At 75.0% G+C, this 19,005-nt stretch carries 16 protein-coding genes and 1 tRNA gene; 5 read left to right on the top strand and 12 right to left on the bottom strand.

What is annotated here, in order from left to right:
* Positions 1-140: 140 nt before the first annotated feature.
* The 4 genes from ACK586_RS04200 to ilvA form a co-directional block, all read right to left on the bottom strand.
* A complete protein-coding gene (locus ACK586_RS04200) occupies positions 141-2,180 on the bottom strand; it encodes a M3 family metallopeptidase (RefSeq protein ID WP_409329194.1) in 2,040 nt (679 codons plus the stop codon).
* Positions 2,181-2,238: 58 nt separating this feature from the next.
* The gene (locus tag ACK586_RS04195; protein ID WP_409329193.1) at positions 2,239-3,045 is read right to left on the bottom strand and encodes an ABC transporter permease; all 807 of its coding nucleotides are present in this window, start codon (positions 3,043-3,045) and stop codon (positions 2,239-2,241) included.
* Complete coding sequence (locus tag ACK586_RS04190; protein WP_409329192.1) at positions 3,042-4,070, bottom strand: ATP-binding cassette domain-containing protein; 1,029 nt, start codon at positions 4,068-4,070, stop codon at positions 3,042-3,044. The genes ACK586_RS04195 and ACK586_RS04190 overlap by 4 nt, the downstream gene beginning before the upstream one ends.
* 106 nt (positions 4,071-4,176) lie before the next feature.
* Positions 4,177-5,397 carry a threonine ammonia-lyase gene (gene ilvA, locus ACK586_RS04185; RefSeq protein WP_409329191.1) on the bottom strand — a complete coding sequence of 407 codons (1,221 nt, stop codon included), beginning with the start codon at positions 5,395-5,397 and terminating at the stop codon, positions 4,177-4,179.
* Positions 5,398-5,466: 69 nt separating this feature from the next.
* Between ilvA and ACK586_RS04180 the strand changes: the two genes are divergently transcribed.
* Together ACK586_RS04180 and ACK586_RS04175 are read left to right on the top strand one after the other, a co-directional pair.
* Complete coding sequence (locus tag ACK586_RS04180; protein ID WP_409329190.1) at positions 5,467-6,948, top strand: sigma 54-interacting transcriptional regulator; 1,482 nt, start codon at positions 5,467-5,469, stop codon at positions 6,946-6,948.
* Positions 6,949-6,950: 2 nt separating this feature from the next.
* A complete protein-coding gene (locus ACK586_RS04175; protein WP_409329189.1) occupies positions 6,951-8,930 on the top strand; it encodes a VWA domain-containing protein in 1,980 nt (659 codons plus the stop codon).
* Between the two features lie 18 nt (positions 8,931-8,948).
* Here ACK586_RS04175 and ACK586_RS04170 read toward each other — a convergent pair whose 3' ends face one another.
* Entirely contained in the window at positions 8,949-10,340 is a 1,392-nt protein-coding gene (locus ACK586_RS04170) for a DUF2252 domain-containing protein (protein WP_409329188.1), read from the bottom strand.
* Positions 10,341-10,409: 69 nt separating this feature from the next.
* Here ACK586_RS04170 and ACK586_RS04165 point away from each other — a divergent pair, with 69 nt between their 5' ends.
* On the top strand, positions 10,410-11,441 hold the full coding sequence (locus ACK586_RS04165) for an SGNH/GDSL hydrolase family protein (RefSeq protein WP_409329187.1): 1,032 nt from the start codon (positions 10,410-10,412) through the stop codon (positions 11,439-11,441).
* 90 nt (positions 11,442-11,531) lie between these two features.
* Complete coding sequence (locus ACK586_RS04160) at positions 11,532-12,752, top strand: acetyl-CoA C-acetyltransferase (RefSeq protein WP_409329186.1); 1,221 nt, start codon at positions 11,532-11,534, stop codon at positions 12,750-12,752.
* An 80-nt stretch (positions 12,753-12,832) separates the two neighbouring features.
* Here the strand turns inward: ACK586_RS04160 and ACK586_RS04155 are convergent, their stop codons facing one another.
* From ACK586_RS04155 to ACK586_RS04140, 4 genes are all read right to left on the bottom strand, one after another.
* Positions 12,833-13,384, bottom strand: a complete 552-nt coding sequence (locus tag ACK586_RS04155; protein WP_409329185.1) for a dihydrofolate reductase family protein — start codon at positions 13,382-13,384, stop codon at positions 12,833-12,835.
* A gap of 192 nt (positions 13,385-13,576) precedes the next feature.
* On the bottom strand, positions 13,577-14,398 hold the full coding sequence (locus ACK586_RS04150) for a Bax inhibitor-1/YccA family protein (RefSeq protein ID WP_409329184.1): 822 nt from the start codon (positions 14,396-14,398) through the stop codon (positions 13,577-13,579).
* A gap of 140 nt (positions 14,399-14,538) precedes the next feature.
* A tRNA-Leu gene (locus ACK586_RS04145) sits at positions 14,539-14,612 on the bottom strand.
* A gap of 23 nt (positions 14,613-14,635) precedes the next feature.
* Complete coding sequence (locus ACK586_RS04140; protein WP_409329183.1) at positions 14,636-15,403, bottom strand: uracil-DNA glycosylase; 768 nt, start codon at positions 15,401-15,403, stop codon at positions 14,636-14,638.
* Positions 15,404-15,543: 140 nt separating this feature from the next.
* Here ACK586_RS04140 and ACK586_RS04135 point away from each other — a divergent pair, with 140 nt between their 5' ends.
* Complete coding sequence (locus ACK586_RS04135; RefSeq protein WP_409329182.1) at positions 15,544-16,728, top strand: GNAT family N-acetyltransferase; 1,185 nt, start codon at positions 15,544-15,546, stop codon at positions 16,726-16,728.
* Here the strand turns inward: ACK586_RS04135 and ACK586_RS04130 are convergent.
* The 3 genes from ACK586_RS04130 to ACK586_RS04120 all read right to left on the bottom strand — a co-directional run bounded on the left by ACK586_RS04130 (position 16,725) and on the right by ACK586_RS04120 (position 18,954).
* Positions 16,725-17,678 carry a Ppx/GppA phosphatase family protein gene (locus tag ACK586_RS04130; protein ID WP_409329181.1) on the bottom strand — a complete coding sequence of 318 codons (954 nt, stop codon included), beginning with the start codon at positions 17,676-17,678 and terminating at the stop codon, positions 16,725-16,727. The two genes, ACK586_RS04135 and ACK586_RS04130, sit on opposite strands and share 4 nt — an antisense overlap.
* 227 nt (positions 17,679-17,905) lie before the next feature.
* The gene (locus ACK586_RS04125) at positions 17,906-18,475 is read right to left on the bottom strand and encodes a DUF501 domain-containing protein (protein WP_409329180.1); all 570 of its coding nucleotides are present in this window, start codon (positions 18,473-18,475) and stop codon (positions 17,906-17,908) included.
* Entirely contained in the window at positions 18,472-18,954 is a 483-nt protein-coding gene (locus ACK586_RS04120) for a septum formation initiator family protein (protein WP_409329179.1), read from the bottom strand. The genes ACK586_RS04125 and ACK586_RS04120 overlap by 4 nt, the downstream gene beginning before the upstream one ends.
* Between the last annotated feature and the right edge of the window lie 51 nt (positions 18,955-19,005).

Genomic DNA, 19,005 nt, shown 5'->3' with positions numbered 1-19,005 from the left:
CCGACCCCGTTAGTGCGTGAAACCGCGCGGAGTCCAGACCGTTCCTGCAGCTCAGCGGCCCGCAGCAGAGATGATCATGCAGCCCTGATCAAAGTCAGGCAGGAGCGGGAGGAACACCGCAGGAGCGGCTGGGCGGCCGCTCAGGCCGCCAGGCCGCGGCGGCGCAGCAGCGGGGCCGGGTCGGCGTCGCGACCGCGGACGGCGCGGAAGGCCTCCAGCGGGTCGACCGAGCCGCCGACGGCCAGCAGCCGCTGCCGGAAGACGTCGCCGTTCTCCCGGCGCAGCCCGCCGTTCTCGCGGAACCACTCCACCGTGTCGGCGTCGAGGACCTCCGACCAGATGTAGGAGTAGTAGCCGGCCGCGTAGCCCCCGGCGAACACGTGCTGGAAGTAGGTCGTCCGGTAGCGCGGCGGGACGAGGTCGGAGGCGACACCGGCTGCTTCCAGCGCCCGCCGCTCGAACTCGGCCGGGTCGCCGATCTCGGTCTCCGGGGTGATCCGGTGCCAGGCCTGGTCCAGCAGCGTCGCGGCCAGGTACTCCAGCGTCTTGAAGCCCTCGCCCCACAGCGCCGCCGCGTCGAGCGCAGCCACCACCTCGCCCGGCAGCGGCTCCCCGGTCTCCACGTGGCGGGCGTAGTGGTCGCGGACCTCGGGCCACATCGCCCACATCTCGTTGACCTGGCTGGGGAACTCGACGAAGTCCCGCGGGACGGCGGTGCCGGCGAACCGCGGGTAGGTGACCGCCGAGCTCAGCGCGTGCAGCGCGTGCCCGAACTCGTGGAAGAACGTGTCGACCTCGGTGAGGGTGAGCAGCGTCGGCTGCCCGTCGCCCGCGCGGTTCACGTTGAGGTTGTTGACGACGACGGGGCGGGTGTCCAGCAGCCGGGACTGCGAGACGAAGCTGCTCATCCACGCCCCGCCCCGCTTGCCCTCGCGGGCGAAGAAGTCGCCGAGGTAGAGGCCGACGGCGGCGCCCTCGGCGTCGGTGACCTCCCAGACCCGGACGTCGGGGTGGTAGCCGGCGAGCTCCGGTCGCGGGGTGAAGCGGTAGCCGTAGAGGAGTTCGGCGGCGTGGAAGACCCCGTCGACGAGCACCCGGTCCAGGTCGAGGTAGGGGCGCAGCGCGGCGGTGTCGACGGCGTAGCGGTCGGCCCGGACCCGCTCGCTGTAGAAGGCCCAGTCCCAGGCGGCCAGCTCGACCCCGTCCGCCGCGGCTGCCTCGGCGAGGACGGCGGCCTCCGCGCGGGCGTTGGCGACCGAGGGACCGACCATCGAGGCCAGCATCGCGTCGACCGCCGCCGCGCTGCCCGCGGTCTGGTCGGCCAGCACGAGGTCGGCATGGGTGTCGAAGCCGAGCAGCCGGGCCCGCTGCGCGCGCAACCGGGCGATGCGGACGGCGACCGGGCCGTTGTCGTGCTCGCCGCCGGACGCCCGGGCCAGCGACGCCTCGAGGACCCGCCGGCGCAGCTCCCGGTTCCGCAGCTTGGCCAGCACCGGCTGCCCGGTCGGCAGCACCAGGGTGAGCAGGTGGCCGTCGAGACCCCGGTCGGCAGCCGCCCGCGCGGCGGCGGCGACCTCCTCCGTCCCCAGCCCGTCGAGCTCGGCGGCGTCGTCCACCCGTACGGCGGCGGCCTCGGTCGCGGCCTGCAGGTTCTGCGCGAACATGGTCGACAGCTCCGACAGCTCCCGGTTGAGGTCGGTGAGCCGCGCGCGGTCCGCCTCGTCGAGCCGCGCACCGGCCAGCACGAAGTCCAGGTGGTAGCGCTCGACCAACCGCAGCGACTCCGCGTCCAGGCCGGCGGCCTCCCGGCCGGCGTGCACGGCGTCGAGGCGGGCGAACAGCGCCGGGTCCAGCCGGACGGCGTCGGAGTGGGCCGACTGCAGCGGCGCCAGCTCCCGCTCGAGTTCCCGCAGCCGCGGCGTGGACAGCGACGACGACAGGTTGCCGAGCACGGCGCCGGCGCGGCGCAGCAGCCGGCCGGAGCGCTCCAGCGCGACGACGGTGTTCTCGAACGTCGGCGGTTCGGCCGACCCGGTGATCACCTCGACCTCCCCGCGCTGTTCGGCCATCCCGGCCAGCACCGCCTCGCGGCAGTGCTCCAGGGTGATGTCGGCGAACGGCGGCAGGCCGAACGGCAGCGGAGAGGGGGTCAGCAGCGGGTTGGCGACGTCGGCACTCATCGCCGCCCAGTCTGCTCCCTGTCCTCCGCCTCTTCCCCGCGCCGCCCTCGGCGACCGCTCAGCGGCTGGCGGTCCGGCTGTACAGGCGCACGGCCAGCGGTACGAACACCGCGAGGAAGCCGACCGTCCACAGCAGGGTGTAGAGCACCGGGTTCTGCAGCGACCACGCGTCGGAGACCGGGGCGCCCGGCACCGTGTTGCCGAACAGCTCGCGGGCGGCCTGGACCACCGCCGACACCGGGTTCCACTCGGCGAAGGTGCGCAGCGCGGCCGGGAAGCTCTCCAGCGGCACGAACGTGTTGGCCACGAACGTGAGCGGGAAGATCACGATGAAGCTCGCGTTGTTGACCACCTCTGGCGTGCGGACCAGCAGCCCGACCACGGCCATCAGCCAGCTGATCGCGTAGGCGAAGACCAGCAGCACGAGGAACCCGCCGATCGCCTCCCCCACCGAGCCGTTGATCCGCCAGCCGACCAGCAGGCCGGTCACCGCCATCACCAGGATCGAGATGGCGTTGAGCCCGAGGTCGGCGACGGTGCGGCCGATGAGCACGGCCGAGCGCGACATCGGCAGCGAGCGGAACCGGTCGATCAGCCCCTTCTGCAGGTCCTCCGCGAGGCTGGCGCCGGTCGTGGTGCTCCCGAACACCACGGTCTGGGCGAAGATCCCCGGCAGCAGGAACTCCGCGTAGCTCACGTCGCCGGGCACGTTGATCGCGCCGCCGAAGACGTAGCGGAACAGCAGCACGAACATGATCGGCGAGAGCGTCGCGAACACGATCAGGTCGGGCACCCGCTTGACCTTGATCAGGTTGCGGCGGGTGATGGTGACGCTGTCGGAGACGACGGCGGACAGGCTGGTCAACGGGCGCTCCCGGCGGTCGTGGCGGGCTCGGGCGCGGTGGGCTCGCCGTTCCGGGCGGCGTCGGCGGCGGCGTCGTCCGCGGCACGGCCGGTGAGGGTGAGGAAGACGTCGTCGAGGTCGGGACGGCGCAGCCCCAGGTCGAGCACCTCGACGCCGCTGCCCTCCAGCCGGCGCAGCGCCTCGGCGAGGGCGTCGATGCCGCCGCTGACCGGCACGCTCACCCGCCGGGTCTGCTCGTCGACCTGCGCCTCCCCGGCCGCGAGCGGGCGCAGCCGGTCGCGCACGTCGGCGACGTCCTCCGCGCGGGCGACGGTCAGCTCCAGCCGCTGCCCGCCGACCTGGGCCTTGAGCTCGTCACCGGTACCGCGCGCGATCACCCGGCCGCGGTCGATGACGACCATCGAGTCGGCCAGCCGGTCGGCCTCCTCGAGGTACTGCGTGGTGAGCAGGATCGTCGTCCCGCCGTCGGCGAGGTCGGCGATGAACTCCCACATGCCCAGCCGGCTGCGGGGGTCCAGGCCGGTGGTCGGCTCGTCGAGGAACAGCACCCGCGGGCGGGCGATGAGCGAGGCGGCGATGTCGAGCCGGCGGCGCATGCCGCCGGAGTACGTCTTGGCCGGGCGGGACGCCGCCCCGACCAGGTCGAACCGCTCGAGCAGCTCGGTCGCGCGGGTGCGCGCCTCCCGGCGGCCCAGCCGGTAGAGGCGGCCGACCATCTCGAGGTTCTCGAAGCCGGTCAGGTACTCGTCGACCGCGGCGTACTGGCCGGTGAGGCCGATCGCCGCGCGCACCCGCGCCGCGTCGCGCACGACGTCGAGCCCGACCACCTCGGCGCGGCCCCCGTCGGGCTGCAGCAGCGTGGTGAGGATGCGGACGACGGTGGTCTTGCCCGCCCCGTTCGGGCCGAGCAGCCCGAGGACGCTGCCCTCGGGGACGACGAGGTCCACGCCCGCGAGCGCGGTGGTCTCGCCGAACCTGCGGACGAGGCCCTCGACGACGATGGCCGGGGTCGTGGGCGAGGTCATGCCGTGCACGCTAGACGCGGCGAGCGACAGTTCCGGAATCCGTTTCGCGAGCCGGGGGTGAGCTGCATGCCCTTCCGACCGCGCCCCCGCCCCGGACTCACCGGTCTCAGGTCTCCTCGACGCTCCACCCGCCGGCCCGCAGCCCGTCGAGGACCCGGGCGGCGTGGTCGGGCCCGCGCGTCTCGACGACGACGGCGACCTCGACCTCGCCCAGGTGCAGCCGCTGCGACGTCCGCTCGTGCTCGACCTCCAGCACGTTGGCCCCGCAGGCCGCCAGCTCGCCGAGAACGGCCACGAGCGACCCCGGCCGGTCGGGGACGCGCAGCCGCAGGGAGAGGTAGCGCCCGGCCGCGGTCATGCCGTGCTGCACGACCTTCATCAGCAGCACCGGGTCGACGTTGCCGCCCGAGACCACCGCCACCACCGGCGGGCGGAAGGCGGCCGGGTCGGCCAGCAGCGCGGCCACCGCCGCGACCCCGGCGGGCTCGACGACGAGCTTGGCCCGCTCCAGGCAGAACAGCAGCGCACGGGAGAGGTCCTCCTCCGACACCGTGACGACGTCGTCCACCAGCTCCCGCACGTGGGCGAGGGTGAGCTCCCCGGGTGCGCCGACGGCGATGCCGTCGGCCATCGTCGCGGTCGTCCCCAGCGGGACCGGCCGCCCGGCGGCCAGGGACGCCGGGAACGCCGCGGCGCCCTCGGCCTGCACCGCGACCAGCCGCGCGTCGGGGCGCGCGGCCCGCACCGCGGCGGCCGTCCCGGAGACCAGCCCGCCACCCCCGGCCGGGACCACGACCGTGGCCACCGCGGGGCACTGCTCGAGCACCTCGAGGCCGACCGTGCCCTGTCCGGCGATGACGTCGGGGTGGTCGAACGGGTGCACGAACACCGCGCCGGTCGCGGCGGCGTGCGCGGCGGCGGCGGCCAGTGCCTCGGTCAGCGTCGCGCCGGTCAGCTCCACCGTGGCTCCGTAGCCGCGGGTCGCCGACACCTTGGGCAGCGGTGCGGTCACCGGCATGACGACCGTCGCGCGCACCCCGAGCAGCTGCGCGGCCAGCGCGACGCCCTGCGCGTGGTTGCCGGCGCTGGCCGCGACCACCCCCCGGGCACGCTCGGCCGCGCTCAGCCGGGCGATCCGCGTGTAGGCGCCGCGGATCTTGAACGACCCGGTCCGCTGCAGGTTCTCGCTCTTGAGCCAGACCGGCCCGCCGACCCGCTCGGCCAGGGCGCGGGAGTGCTCGAGCGGCGTGCGGCGGACGACGTCGGCCAGCAGCGCCGCGGCCGCCTCGACGTCGGCGCCGGAGACGAGGGGGATCGCTGCGGACACGCCTCCATGATCGCCCCGGGTGGTCGCGACCGTAGCCGCGACCACCGGCGGCGTCGTACCTTTGGCGAGGTGACGGACCCCGCCTCCACGGCACCCGCTCCCCCCGCCCCCGACGCCCCCGCTCCGACGACGCTCGGCGCGTTCCGCGCGAGCGGCGCCGCCTTCAGGCCGGTCAAGGCCGAGATCCGCGCCAACCTGCTCGCCCGGCTCGCCGCCGGCGAGCCGTCGCTGCCCGGCATCGTCGGGTTCGAGGACACGGTGGTCCCCGAGGTGGAGCGCGCGCTCATCGCCGGGCACGACCTCGTCCTGCTCGGCGAGCGCGGGCAGGGCAAGACCCGGCTCATCCGCACGCTGGTCGGCCTGCTCGACGAGTGGACGCCGGTGCTGGCCGGCAGCGAGCTCAACGAGCACCCCCTGCACCCGATCTCGGTCTGGGCGCACCGGCAGATCGCCGAGCACGGCGACGCCACCCCGGTCGGCTGGCTGCACCGCAGCGACCGGTTCGGCGAGAAGCTCGCCACCCCCGACACCAGCGTCGGGGACCTGATCGGCGACGTCGACCCGATCAAGGTCGCCGAGGGTCGCACCCTCGGCGACCCCGAGACGGTGCACTACGGCCTCGTGCCGCGCACCAACCGCGGCATCTTCAGCGTGAACGAGCTGCCCGACCTCGCCGAGCGCATCCAGGTCGCGCTGCTCAACGTGCTGGAGGAGCGCGACATCCAGATCCGCGGCTACCGCGTCCGGCTGCCGCTGGACCTGCTCCTGGTCGCCAGCGCCAACCCCGAGGACTACACCAACCGCGGGCGGATCATCACCCCGCTCAAGGACCGCTTCGGCACCGAGGTGCGCACCCACTACCCGATCGAGCTCGCCGACGAGATCCGGCTGCTGGACCAGGAGGCGCGCACGAGCGGCCTGGGAGCGCCCGACGGCATGCCCACCCTGGACACCCCGGTCGTGCCGGAGCACCTGGCGGAGATCGTCGCCCGGTTCACCCGGCTGGTCCGCGAGTCCGGCTCGGTCGACCAGCGCTCCGGGGTCAGCGCCCGCTTCGCCATCGCGGCGCTGGAGACCCTCGCCGGCTCGGCCGTCCGCCGCGCCGCCGTGGCCGGGGAGACCCGGCCGGTCGCCCGGGTGGTCGACCTGCCGGCGGTGGTCCCCGCCAGCCGGGGCAAGGTGGAGTTCGCCGACGCCGGCAGCGACCCGGACGACGACCGCGAGCTGGAGGTCCTCGAGCACCTGCTCCGCCAGGCGACCGCGCAGACCTTCCGGGCCCGGTGCGCCGGCCTGGACCTGACCGGCCTGCAGGAGCACTTCACCGGCGGGGAGACCGTCGAGTCCGGCGAGCTCGTGCCGGCCGCGGCGCTGCTCGGCCAGCTGGGCACCATCCCCAAGCTGGCGGAGCTGCTCGGGCGGCTGGGGGTGCCCGAGGGCGAGCAGTCGGCCGAGCAGGCCGCGGCCGCGGTGGAGTTCGCGCTGGAGGGGCTCTACCTCACCCGCCGGCTGGCCAAGGACACCGACGGCACCCGCACCGTGTACGGGGCCTAGCCGTGGTCCGCCGGCCCGGGAAGGGTTACCGGTACGGACGCTGGCGGGGCGGGCCCGACCCGCTGGCCCCGCCCTACGACCTGGGCGACGCCGTCGACGAGATCGGCGACTCGGTCCTGGGCGGCAGCGGGGTGAAGGAGGCGCTGCGCGAGCTGCTGCGCCGCGGCATGGCCGGGCGCAAGGGGCTGGACGACCTGCGCCGCACCGTCCGCGACCGGCTGCGCCAGGCCCGCCAGGCCGGCCGGATGGACGGCACGCTGCAGGAGGTCCGGGAGCTGCTGGACCGGGCGCTGGACGCCGAGCGCCGCGAGCTGTTCCCCGATCCGGACGACGCCGCCCGCCTGGCCGAGGCCGAGCTCGACGCCCTGCCGCAGGACACCGCGGGCGCCGTCCGCGCGCTCAAGGACTACCCGTGGCGCAGCGAGGAGGCGCGGCAGGCCTACGAGCAGATCCAGGACACGCTGCGCCGCGAGGTCCTCGACAGCTCCTTCGCCTCGATGAAGCAGGCGCTGGAGAACGCGACCGACCAGGACATGCAGGCCGTGCGCGACATGGTCGCCGACCTGTCGCGGCTCGTCGACGCGCACAACCGCGGCGAGGACACCGACGAGCAGTTCGAGCAGTTCATGCAGAAGCACGGCCAGTTCTTCCCCGACGACCCGCAGTCGGTCGACGAGCTGATCGACTCCCTCGCCCGCCGGGCCGCGGCGCAGGAGCGGATGATGGCCGGCCTCTCGCCCGAGCAGCGGGCCGAGCTGTCGGACCTGATGGCCCAGACCATGCAGGACATGGGTCTGGCCAGCGAGATGGCCCACCTGCAGGACGCGTTGCGGCAGGCGCGCCCTGACCTCCCGTGGGGCCAGCGCGGGCAGGTGCCCGACGGCGAGCAGGCCCTCGGGATGGGCGACGCGACCAGCGCCGTCGCCGAGCTGGCCGACCTGGAGGCGCTGTCCAACCAGCTCTCCCAGGGGTATGCCGGCGCCTCGCTGGCCGACGTCGACGAGGAGCTGCTGGAGCAGGCGCTGGGCCGGGAGGCGGTCGACGACCTGGCCGCGCTGCGCCAGCTGGAGCGCGAGCTGGAGCGGCAGGGCTACCTCAACCGCTCCGACGGCAGGCTGGAGCTCTCCCCCAAGGCGGTCCGGCGGCTGGGCGCGACGGCGCTGCGGCGGGTGTTCGCCCAGCTGGACTCCACCGGCCGCGGGGAGCACGACGTCGCCGACGCGGGTGCCGCCGGCGAGCTGACCGGCGCCTCGCGGGAATGGCAGTTCGGCGACGAGCAGCCGCTGGACGTCGTCCGCACCGTGCGCAACGCCGTCCTCCGGACCGCCGGGGAGGAGCGGGGCGAGCGCGCCGTGCGGATCGCCGTCGAGGACTTCGAGGTCGTGGAGACCGAGCGGCGCACCGGTGCGGCGGTCGCGCTGCTGGTGGACCTGTCCTACTCGATGGCGCTGCGCGGCACCTGGGGGGCGGCCAAGTCCACGGCGATGGCGCTGCACTCGCTGGTGACGACCCGCTTCCCGCAGGACGCCATCCAGATCATCGGGTTCTCCTCGGTGGCCCAGGTGCTGCGGCCGGAGACCCTCGCCGAGCTGTCGGTGGACACGCTGCAGGGCACCAACCTGCAGCACGGGCTGATGCTGGCCCGCCGCTTCCTGGCCCGGCACCGGGACGCCGAGCCCGTCGTCCTCGTGGTCACCGACGGCGAGCCGACCGCGCACCTGGAGCCGGACGGGACGCCGTTCTTCTGCTGGCCGCCGATGCCGGAGACGATCGCGCGGACCGTGGCCGAGGTGGAGAAGGTCGCCCGGTCCGGGGCGACGCTCAACGTCTTCGCCCTGGACCCCGAGCCCGCGCTGGTGCACTTCGTGCACGACATCACGCAGCGGGCCGGAGGGCGCGTGTTCACCCCGGACAGCGACCGGCTGGGCGAGTACGTCGTCTCGGACTACCTGCGCGCCCGCCGCGGCCGCCGGGCCCGCTGAGGAAGGACCCCGTCCTCCTCATCCCTCGCGAGCTCGGGACGAGCCTCTGGACGGGGCCGCGAGCGCGCCGCTGGAGGTGATGCCGGGGATCTTCCCGGCGCGGAAGGCGTCGACGAACAGCCGGTGGTCCTCCTGGGTGCGCCGCGCGTAGCCGTGCGCGAAGTCGACCAGGTCGGCGAGCAGCTCCTCGCGGCGGCCGCCGACCATCGCGGTGATGGCCTCCTCGGTCTGGAACGGCACCAGCGTGTGCTCGCTGTCGGCGTCGCCGACGCAGTGCACCTTCGCCGTGGCCCGGCCCAGCTGAGCCAGCACCGGCGCGATCTCCTCGGGCTCGGTGAGGTCGTCCCACTCGAGGTCGGACTCGTAGGGCGACAGCTCCTTGACCACGTAGCCGGTGCCGTCGATCTCGGTCCAGCCGAGGAACTGGGAGGCGTTGGCCTGCAGCGCCCGCTCTGACACCGCGGTGCGGTGCCCGTGGTGCTCGAACGCCGCGGCGAGCTCCGGGTCGCGGACGATGCGGCTGGGCGCGGCCACGTTGCCCTGCTTGATCGAGAGGACGACGTCGTTCTCCAGCGCCTGGTCGTAGCCCTCGAGCAGCACGTTGTAGGCGGGCAGCCCGGCGCTGCCGATGCCGAACCCGCCGGTGGCCACGACGTCCTTCACGTCGTAGGCGACGTCGCGGCGACGGGCCGGCGGGTGCACCGTCCGCTTCCACCGCTCGAGGGCGTCGAGCACCCGGGCCTGCTCGTCGTCCCCCAGCCGGCGGGTGCGCGGCCCCTCGGCGAAGCGGCGCTCCGAGTCCTCGACCACGGTCATCCGCGCCAGCAGCCCCAGCCGGGTGCGGGCCAGCGTCTCCAGGATGACGTCGCGGACCGCGCCCTCGGTGTTGTCGCGGGTGAGGGCGAAGGAGCGGTCGTCGTCGGAGCGGGTGAACGCCTCGACCTGGTCCAGGTAGGCGTCCAGATAGGTGCGCAGCAGGTCGGCGATGACGTCGTCGCCCAGCGCCTTGCTCCACGCCAGCAGCGCGAAGCTCGCCGCGAAGCGGCGCAGGTCCCAGCTCACGTGGCCGAGGTAGGCCTCGTCGAAGTCGTTGACGTCGAAGACGATCCGCCCCTGCGCGTCCATGTACGTGCCGAAGTTCTCGGCGTGCAGGTCGCCCTGGATCCACACGCGGGCGGTGCGCTCGTCGCACCACCGGTCGTCCAGCTGCGCCATGTCGGCGTAGAAGAGGCAGGCGCTGCCCCGGTAGAAGGCGAACGGGTCGGCCGCCATCTTGCGGAACTTTGTGCGGAAGGCGTCCGCGTCGGCGGTCATCAGGTCGGAGAAGGCCTCGACCAGCGTGTCGACGATGAGCTGCGACCGTTCACCGGTGGTTCCGCCGGGTGTGACCCCAAGGGGGGAATCTGGCACGGGGGCACCGTAGGCGGCGGTTAACCTGCGGGACAGTCGTTGCAGTACGGAACTCCCCGGGGGGTGGCGGTGACGGGAGCAGGCACGGTGCGCCGGCTGGCCACGGGCGCCGCGGGGGTGGGCGGCGGGCTGGGGGTCGGCCTGGGCGGGCTGTTCGTCCTGCTGCGCGGGGAGGCCAGGCTGGCCCGGCGCGCGATCGCCGCCCGCACCACCAAGCAGCTGCCGCCCCCGGGCAACGGCGTGTACGGCCGGTCGTCGCGCTCCGGACGCGGCAAGCCCCTCGTCCTCGCCGTGCTCGGCGACTCCACCGGTGTCGGCCTGGGTGTGCACCGGGCCGCCGAGACCCCCGGCGTCCTGCTCGCCGCCGCTCTGGCCGAGCTGGCCGAGCGGCCGGTGCGGCTGGTGACCCTCGCCGTCTCCGGGGCCGAGTCGCGGGAGCTGCCCGAGCAGGTGGACAAGGCGCTCGCCGAGCAGCCCGACGCCGTGCTCATCATGATCGGCGCCAACGACGTCACCACCCGCACCCGGCCCTCGGTATCGGTGGCCTTCCAGGCCGACGCCGTCCGCCGGTTCCGGGCCATCGGCGCCGAGGTGGTCGTGGCGACCTGCCCTGACCTGGGCACCATCCGGCCCATCGCGCAGCCGCTGCGCACCCTCGCTCGGCACTGGAGCCGGCAGATGGCCGCGGCGCAGACCGTCGCCGTCGTCGAGGCCGGCGGGCGGACGGTGTCCCTCGGCTCGATCCTCGGCCCGACCTTCGCCCGGGACCGCTCGATGTTCGGCGCCGACGAGTTCCACCCCAGCGCCGACGGCTACGCCGCCGCGGCCGCCGTCATCCTGCCGGCGCTGGCCGATGCCCTGGGCGTCTGGCCCGCCGCGGCCGACCGGGGCCTGCGCAAGCTGCGCCGCGACACCGTCCGGCCGGTCGAGCGGGCCGCCGCGCGGGCCGCCGACCGGGCCGGCACCGAGGTGCAGCCCACGCAGGTCCGCGGATCCGACACCGGACCGCGGGGCCCGTGGGCCCGGCTGCGCCGCCGCCGTCCCCCGGAGCTGCCGACCCCGCAGGAGCCCGAGGCCGCCGAGCAGGTGCCGGCCGGCTGAGGGATGCCCCGTCGTGCCCCTGGAGCGGGGCCGACGCTACCCGGGGGTAGTTTCGCGGGGACCGGACCGATCCCTCGCCGTGGAGGACCCATGCCCGAAGCCGTCATCGTCGCCACCGCGCGCTCGCCCATCGGACGGGCGTTCAAGGGGTCCCTCAAGGACCTGCGGCCCGACGACCTCACCGCGACCATCGTCCGCGCGGCGCTGGACAAGGTCCCGGCCCTCGACCCCACCGACATCGACGACCTCATCCTCGGCTGCGGCCTGCCCGGCGGCGAGCAGGGCCACAACATGGGCCGCGTCGTCAGCGTGCTGCTCGGCATGGACCACCTGCCGGGGACGACGATCACCCGCTACTGCTCCTCGTCGCTGCAGACCACCCGGATGGCGATGCACGCCATCAAGGCCGGCGAGGGCGACGTCTTCATCTCCGCCGGGGTGGAGATGGTGTCGCGGTTCGTGAAGGGCAACAGCGACTCGCTGCCCGACACCCAGAACCCGGCCTTCGCCGACGCCCAGGCCCGGGTCGCCAAGACCGCCGAGAGCGGCGCCGACTCGTGGACCGACCCGCGCGAGAGCGGCCAGGTGCCCGACATCTACATCGCGATGGGCCAGACGGCGGAGAACCTGGCGCTGCTCAAGGACGTCTCCCGCCAGGAGATGGACGAGTTCGCCGTCCGCAGCCAGAACCTCGCCGAGCAGGCGATCGCGGACGGCTTCTGGGAGCGGGAGATCACCCCGGTCACGACGCCGGACGGCACGGTCGTCAGCACCGACGACGGCCCGCGCGCCGGCACCACCCTCGAGGGCATCTCCGGCCTCAAGCCGGTGTTCCGCCCCGACGGCCGGGTGACCGCCGGGAACGCCTGCCCGCTCAACGACGGCGCCGCCGCCGTGGTGGTCATGAGCGACACCAAGGCCCGCCACCTCGGTCTCACCCCGCTGGCCCGCGTGGTCTCGACCGCGGTCACCGGCCTGTCGCCGGAGATCATGGGCTACGGCCCCGTCGACGCCTCGAAGCTCGCCCTCCAGCGGGCCGGCATGACGATCGACGACATCGACCTGGTCGAGATCAACGAGGCGTTCGCCGCGCAGGTCATCCCGAGCTACCGCGACCTGGCCATCGACATCGACAAGCTCAACGTGCACGGCGGCGCCATCGCCGTCGGCCACCCGTTCGGCATGACCGGGGCCCGGATCACCGGCACGCTGATCAACGGCCTGCAGACCAGGGACAAGACCTTCGGCCTGGAGACCATGTGCGTCGGTGGCGGCATGGGCATGGCGATGGTGCTCGAGCGCCTCTCCTGAGACGGGCGGCGACGGCCCGGCTCCCCGCGCGGGGGCCGGACCGTCGCGCGTCCGGGCAGCGGGCCCGGCGCGACCGCTGCTCAGCGGGGCCGGTAGCGGGCGTACAGCACGCCGCTGTCGAAGGCCCGCTGCTCGACCAAGTCGAGGTCGAGCCGCACGCCGTCGGGGAAGAACCGCCGGCCGCCGCCCACCACGGTCGACGTCATGAACAGGTGGTACTCGTCCACCAGGCCGGCCGCGATCGCCTGCGCGGCGAGGGTCGGGCCGTCGACGGTGAGGTCGTGCTCGGACTCCGCCTTGAGCCGGCGGACGGCATCCGGGTCGAAGGTCCGCTCGATCCTGGTCCGCTCGCTCGACACCGACTCCAGCGTCGTCGAGTAGACGATCTTGTCGGCGGACTGCCAGCCGCGGGCGTACTCCACGACGTGCGGCGGCGCCTGCGGCTCGAGGTGAGCGGTCTCCCAGAAGACCATCGTCTCGTACATGCGCCGGCCGTAGAGGTACGTGCGGACGGACCGGAAGGTCTCGTCGATGAAGGTGTGCACCTCCGGGTCGTCGACCGGCCCGCGGCCGAGGTCACCCTCGGTGCGCCCGTCGAGCGAGGTGATCATGCCGTAGCTGAGCGTGCCCATGTGTCTCCCGCCGGTGCGTGCGTCGGTGTTCCGGGGAGTGACCCGCGCGGGACCGCGAACTCATCGCCCGGCCGGTCCCGGTGGCTCCGCCGGCGCGCCCCGCACAGCGCAGTGGCCCGGCCCCCTCGCGGGGACCGGGCCACTGCCGGGTGGTGCTGGGTGCCCCGCCGCCTCGGGGCAGCAGGGCCGTGCTCAGTTGTCCTGGAGGTAGGACAGCAGGCGCAGGATCTCCAGGTACAGCCAGATGACCGTCACGAGCAGGCCGAAGGCGATGTACCAGGCGAACTTCTCCGGGGCGCCCCGGCGGATGGCCTCGTCGGCCATGTCGAAGTCCAGCAGCAGCGAGAACGCCGCGACGCCGATGACGACGACGCTGAACAGGATGGCGATCGGGCCGCCCGAGCGGATGCCGAGGGCGTCACCGCCCACGAACAGGCTGGCCAGGAGGTTGACCACGATCAGCGCGAGGACGCCGAACATGGCGCCGACGATCCAGCGGGTCAGCTTCGGGGTCACCCGGATGGCGCCGGTCTTGTAGACGACGAGCATGCCGGCGAAGACACCGAAGGTCCCGATCACCGCCTGCATGACGATGCCGGGGTAGACGTTGTTGAACGCCTCGCTGATGGCGCCGAGCGCGACACCGAAGATGGCACCGTAGGCCAGGGTCGCCGCCGGGTTGGCGATCTGCTTGAACGCGATCACCAGGCCCAGCACGAGGGCGACGAGCACGGCCGGCAGGGCCAGGCCGAGGGCGACGTCCTGCGGCAGCAGCACCCAGGTCGCGGCGGCCGACAGGACGGTGACGAGGAACGACAGACCCGTCTTCTGGACGACGTCGTCCATCGTCATGTAGCGGGTGGTGGTGCGCGCGTACGGCGACGGCGCGGCATACGGGTCCTGGGTCGGTGCGCCGTACGGCTGGGGCGCGCCCCAGTTCGCGTACTGCTGGCCCGCCGCGCCGTTGGTGGCGTTGGCGAAGCCCCGACCGAAGGCCGGGTTGGAGCTGGGCATCGTCATCTCCTCGAGGTGACTGGCGGTCGTGGGGTCAACGGTCCTGCACCCCACTCGATCTGTCCAACGCCGGATCGGCGCGCCGCGTTCCTGACCTGGCGAACTCCCCCTCTCGGGTGTCCTGGGCACCCGGCCGGCGGTGCCCCCGGTGGGGGTCGAACCCACACTCGGACCCTTTTAAGGGGCCTGCCTCTGCCGGTTGGGCTACGGGGGCGTGGCAGGAACGCTAGCGGCTGATCACCCGGCGGCGGCCAGCTCGGTGGCCCGGCCGAGCACCGCGTCGAGCATCGGCTCGGTGAGCCGGCCGGTGAAGGTGTTCTGCTGGCTCACGTGGTAGCTGCCCAGCAGGGTCAGCGGCCCGCGCGGCCCGTCGAGGCTCACCTCGACGCCGTGGCCGAACGCCGGCCGCGGCCGGGGCAGCGCGTACCCGGCGTCGGCGAGGACCGGCCACAGCGCCGTCCACCCGAAGCCGCCGAGGACCACGGCGACCCGCAGCCGCGGCAGCAGCGCCAGCTCGCGCGCCAGCCACGGCGAGCAGGTGTCGCGCTCCTCGGGCGTCGGGGCGTTGGCCGGTGGGGCGCAGCGCACGGCGGCGGCGACGCGGACGCCGGTCAGCTCCAGCCCGTCGCCGACGTGCGTCGACGTGGGCTGGTTGGCCAGCCCGGCCCGCCACAGCGCGGCGAAGATCCAGTCGCCGCTGCGGTCGCCGGTGAACACCCGGCCGGTGCGGTTGCCCCCGTGGGCCGCCGGGGCCAGCCCGACGACGGCGATGCGCGCGTCGGCCGGCCCCAGCCCGGGCACCGGCCGCCCCCAGTACTCCTCCTCGCGGAAGGAGGCCCGCTTCACCCGGGCCACCTCCTCGCGCCAGGCGACCAGCCGCGGGCAGGCCCGGCAGCCGGAGATCCGGGCGTCGAGCACCGCGAGCTCGCGCACGGCGCGGGCCGAGCGCGCGACCCCGGCCGGGGTGCGGGTCACCGGGAACCCGGCCGCGTCGTCGGAGAGCACGGCCCAGTGTGACGGGCCTGCGCGGATCTCCCCCCTTGTGGGGTCGGCCGCGGGCTCCCGGCTCCCTAGGCTCGCATCGGTCAGCGATCGCCCGCACGGGCGCCGTCGGAGCCGGTGAGAGGTGGATGGTGAGCGCAGCGGTGAGTGCCTCGGTCGAGGAGCCTGCGGCGGCCGGTCCTGCCCCGTCGTCCGCCCCGCGGGTCGTCGTGGTCACCGGGCACGCGGAGCTGGACCGCCTCGCCGGCGCCTGGGACGACCTGTGGCGCCGGACCCCGCACGCCACCGCGTTCCAGGCGCACGCCTGGTGCAGCGCCTGGGCGCGCGCCTACGTCCCGGACGGCCGGCTGGCCGTCGTCACGGTCTGGGACGGCGCGACCATGGTCGCCGCCGCGCCGGTGCACCGGCTGCGCCGGGGTCCGGTGCCGACGCTGGCGCCGCTGGGCGGGCCGCTGGCCGACTCCACCGACGTCCTGCTCGACCCGCAGGTGCCCGACGCCGGTGCCCGGCTCGTGCGCGCGCTGCTCGGGGTGCCCGGATGGCGGGTGCTCGACCTGCCCGAGGTGCTGCCGGGGTCGGCGGCGCAGGGCTGGGCGCAGGCCTGGCCGGGCCGCGCCCGCCGGGCGCCGTCCTCGCTGAACCTGCAGCTCCCGGTGCTGCCCCAGGCCGAGGTGCTGGGCCGTCTCCCCTCCCGGACGGCGGGGACGCTGCGCCGGAAGCTGAAGAAGATCGACAAGCTCGGTGTCGAGCGCGTGGAACTGGCCCCGGCCGACGTGCCCGCCGCCGTCGACCGGCTCATCGGCCTGCACGAGGCCCAGTGGGCCGGCCGCCGCGGCAACCCCGAGCACCTCACCGCGCGGTTCCGGGCGTTCCTCGCCGACGCCGTCGGCGCGATGGTCGACCGCGGTCAGGCGGTCTTCGTGGAGTACCGCCTCGACGGCCGGACGGTGGCCGCCGAGGTCGACCTGCTCGGGCACCGGCAGCTGGCCTACTACCTCGCCGGGATCGACCCCGCGCTGCGCGAGCAGATGGACACGTCGGTGCTGCTCGTCGGCGGGGCGCTGGCGGCGGCCGAGCGGCTCGGGCTGCCCGAGTACTCCTTCCTGCGCGGCGACGAGGACTACAAGCTCCGCTGGCGGCCCGAGCACGTGACCGCCGAGCGGTTCGTGCTCGCGCGGCCGGGCCCGCTGGGCTCCGGCGGCTACCTGCCGGCGACCGCCGCCGCCACCGCCGCGATGGCCCTGGCCCGCCGCGCGCTCGGCGGCCGGGCCCGCGAGCTGGCCCGCTCGGGAATGCACCGGGTCCGGGAGGCCCGCGCCGGGCGCTAGACCCCGCGCGCCAGCCGGAGGGCGATGCCGTCGAGGATGTCGTGCTCGCTGACGACCACGGAGTCGATGGCGAACGCGTCCATGATCACCCGGAGCACGAGCGCGCCGCCGCCGATCACGTCGACCCGGCCCGGGTGCATGACCGCCTGCGCGGCCCGTCGCTGCCGGCTGGCGGTGAGCAGCCCCGCCGTCACCGAGCGGACGGCGGACACCGGGATGCGCGTGCCGTGGATGGCCTCGGCGTCGTACTCCGGCAGCCCGAGCGCGAGCGCGGCCACCGTGGTCACCGAGCCGGCCAGCCCGACGAGCGTGGCGGCCTCGGCCACGGGGACGTCGGCGACGACCTCGGCCAGCGCCGCGCGCACGTCGGCCTCGGTGCGCTGGATCTCGTCGGCGGTCGGCGGGTCGCCGTGCAGGTGCCGCTCGGTCAGCCGCACGCAGCCGACGTCCACCGAGCGCGCGGCGCGGACGCCGCCGGAGTCCCCGAGCACGAACTCCGTCGAGCCGCCACCGATGTCGACCACCAGGTAGGGCGGCTCCGGCACGGCGCCGCCGTGGGCCGCCACGGCGGCGTCGAGCGAGGCGGTGGCACCCAGGAAGGACAGCTGCGCCTCCTCCGACCCGGTGACGACGTCGGGCAGCCAGCCCAGCGTGGCCAGCACCATCCGCTCGAAGTCGGCCCGGTTGGCGGCGTCGCGGCTGGCGCTGGTCGCGACCATCCGCACCGCCGTGGCGCCGAGCTCCCGGGCCTGGTCGGTGTACTCGGCCAGCACCCGGCGGGTCCGCTCGATCGCCGCCTCCGACAGCCGGCCGGTGGCGTCGACGCCCTCGCCGAGCCGGACGACCTCCATCCGGCGCAGCAGGTCGGTGTGCGCGCCCCGCTCGGGCACGTCGGCGACCAGCAGGCGGATGGAGTTGGTCCCGCAGTCGATGGCCGCGACCCGGGTCACGAGACCTCCTCGCTGTCGCTCGTCGGCATCGTGACCCAGGGTGCTCTGCCTCCGGGTGACCTCGCGAGCTCGGTCACCGGACCTCCTCGCCGGCGCTCGTCGGCATCGTGACCCAGGGTGCTCTGCCTCCGGGTGACCTCGCGAGCTCGGTCACCAGACCTCCTCGCCGGCGCTCGTCGGCATCGTGACCCAGGGTGCTCCGCCTCCGGGTGACCTCGCGAGCTCGGTCACCGGTCTTCCCCGGGGAGGGCGCAGGGCCCCTTCGCCCACCACTCCCCCATCTCGGCGACGGCGCGGTCGCCGACGGGGTTGACGCCGGGGCCCGCGGCCAGGCTGTGCCCGGCCAGGGCGTGCAGGCACTTGACCCGGTCGGGCATCCCGCCGGCGGTGGTGCGGGTCTCCAGCACCGGCTCCCCGGGGCGCGCGGCGGCGTCGCGGGCGGCCAGGTATGCCTCGTGGGCGGCGCGGTAGCCCGCCGCGAGGGCGGGATCGGTGCCGAGCTCGTCCTGCCACTCCCGCATCCGGCCGGCGGACTCCAGCCGGCTCGCGGCGGCGTTGGCCCGGGGGCAGGTCAGGTAGTAGAGCGTCGGGAACGGGGTGCCGTCCTCCAGGCGGGGGGAGGTCTCGACGACGTCGGGCTGCCCGCACGGGCACCGGTGCGCCACCGCGACCAGCGCGCGCGGCGGGCGGCCGAGCTGCCGGGCGACGACCTCCCGGTCGGCCTCGGTGACGGGGCCGGAACCGCCGCGCCGCAGGGGCCCGGGCCGAGCCTGGGCGGCAGTGGGGTCCTCCGTCACGGTGCCCCCACCGCGTCGGCGGTGGCGACCGACCCCATCAGCGCCTCGTACCAGGTCCGCGGCCCGGTGGCAGGCGCGTCCGGCAGGGTCCCGGCGTCGCCCGCGGCGTCCGCCTCGGCGACGACGCGGATCAGCCGGTCACCCTCCGCCACGTAGAAGAACCGCTCCCGGGCCTCGCGGGCCAGCACGACGGGGTCGCCGAGCTCGGCGAGGCGGGCCTCCTGATCGGCGATCCGCTCCTCGAGGGCGGTGCCCTCGGCCGCCAGCTCGGCGAGCTCGGCCCGGCCGGCCAGGTACTGCTGGAACGGCCCGGCCAGGGTCAGCGCCAGCAGCAGGACGAGCCCGACGAGCAGCACCGCCCGGCCGGTGAACAGCGGCCGGCGCGGGCGGCCCGCGGCCGCGCTCGCGCGCGGGGTCCGGCGGCCGGGACGCCGCTGGTCGGGCCGGCTGCCCGCGCCGGGGACCCGGCCGGTCGGCACCGGACGGGACGCGGCGTGCGCCAGCGGCCGCCCGGTGCTCCCCCGCCGGGG

Source organism: Trujillonella humicola (assembly GCF_046233715.1).
GTDB lineage: Bacteria > Actinomycetota > Actinomycetes > Mycobacteriales > Geodermatophilaceae > Trujillonella > Trujillonella humicola.
This window is presented reverse-complemented; position numbering and strand designations above follow the sequence as displayed.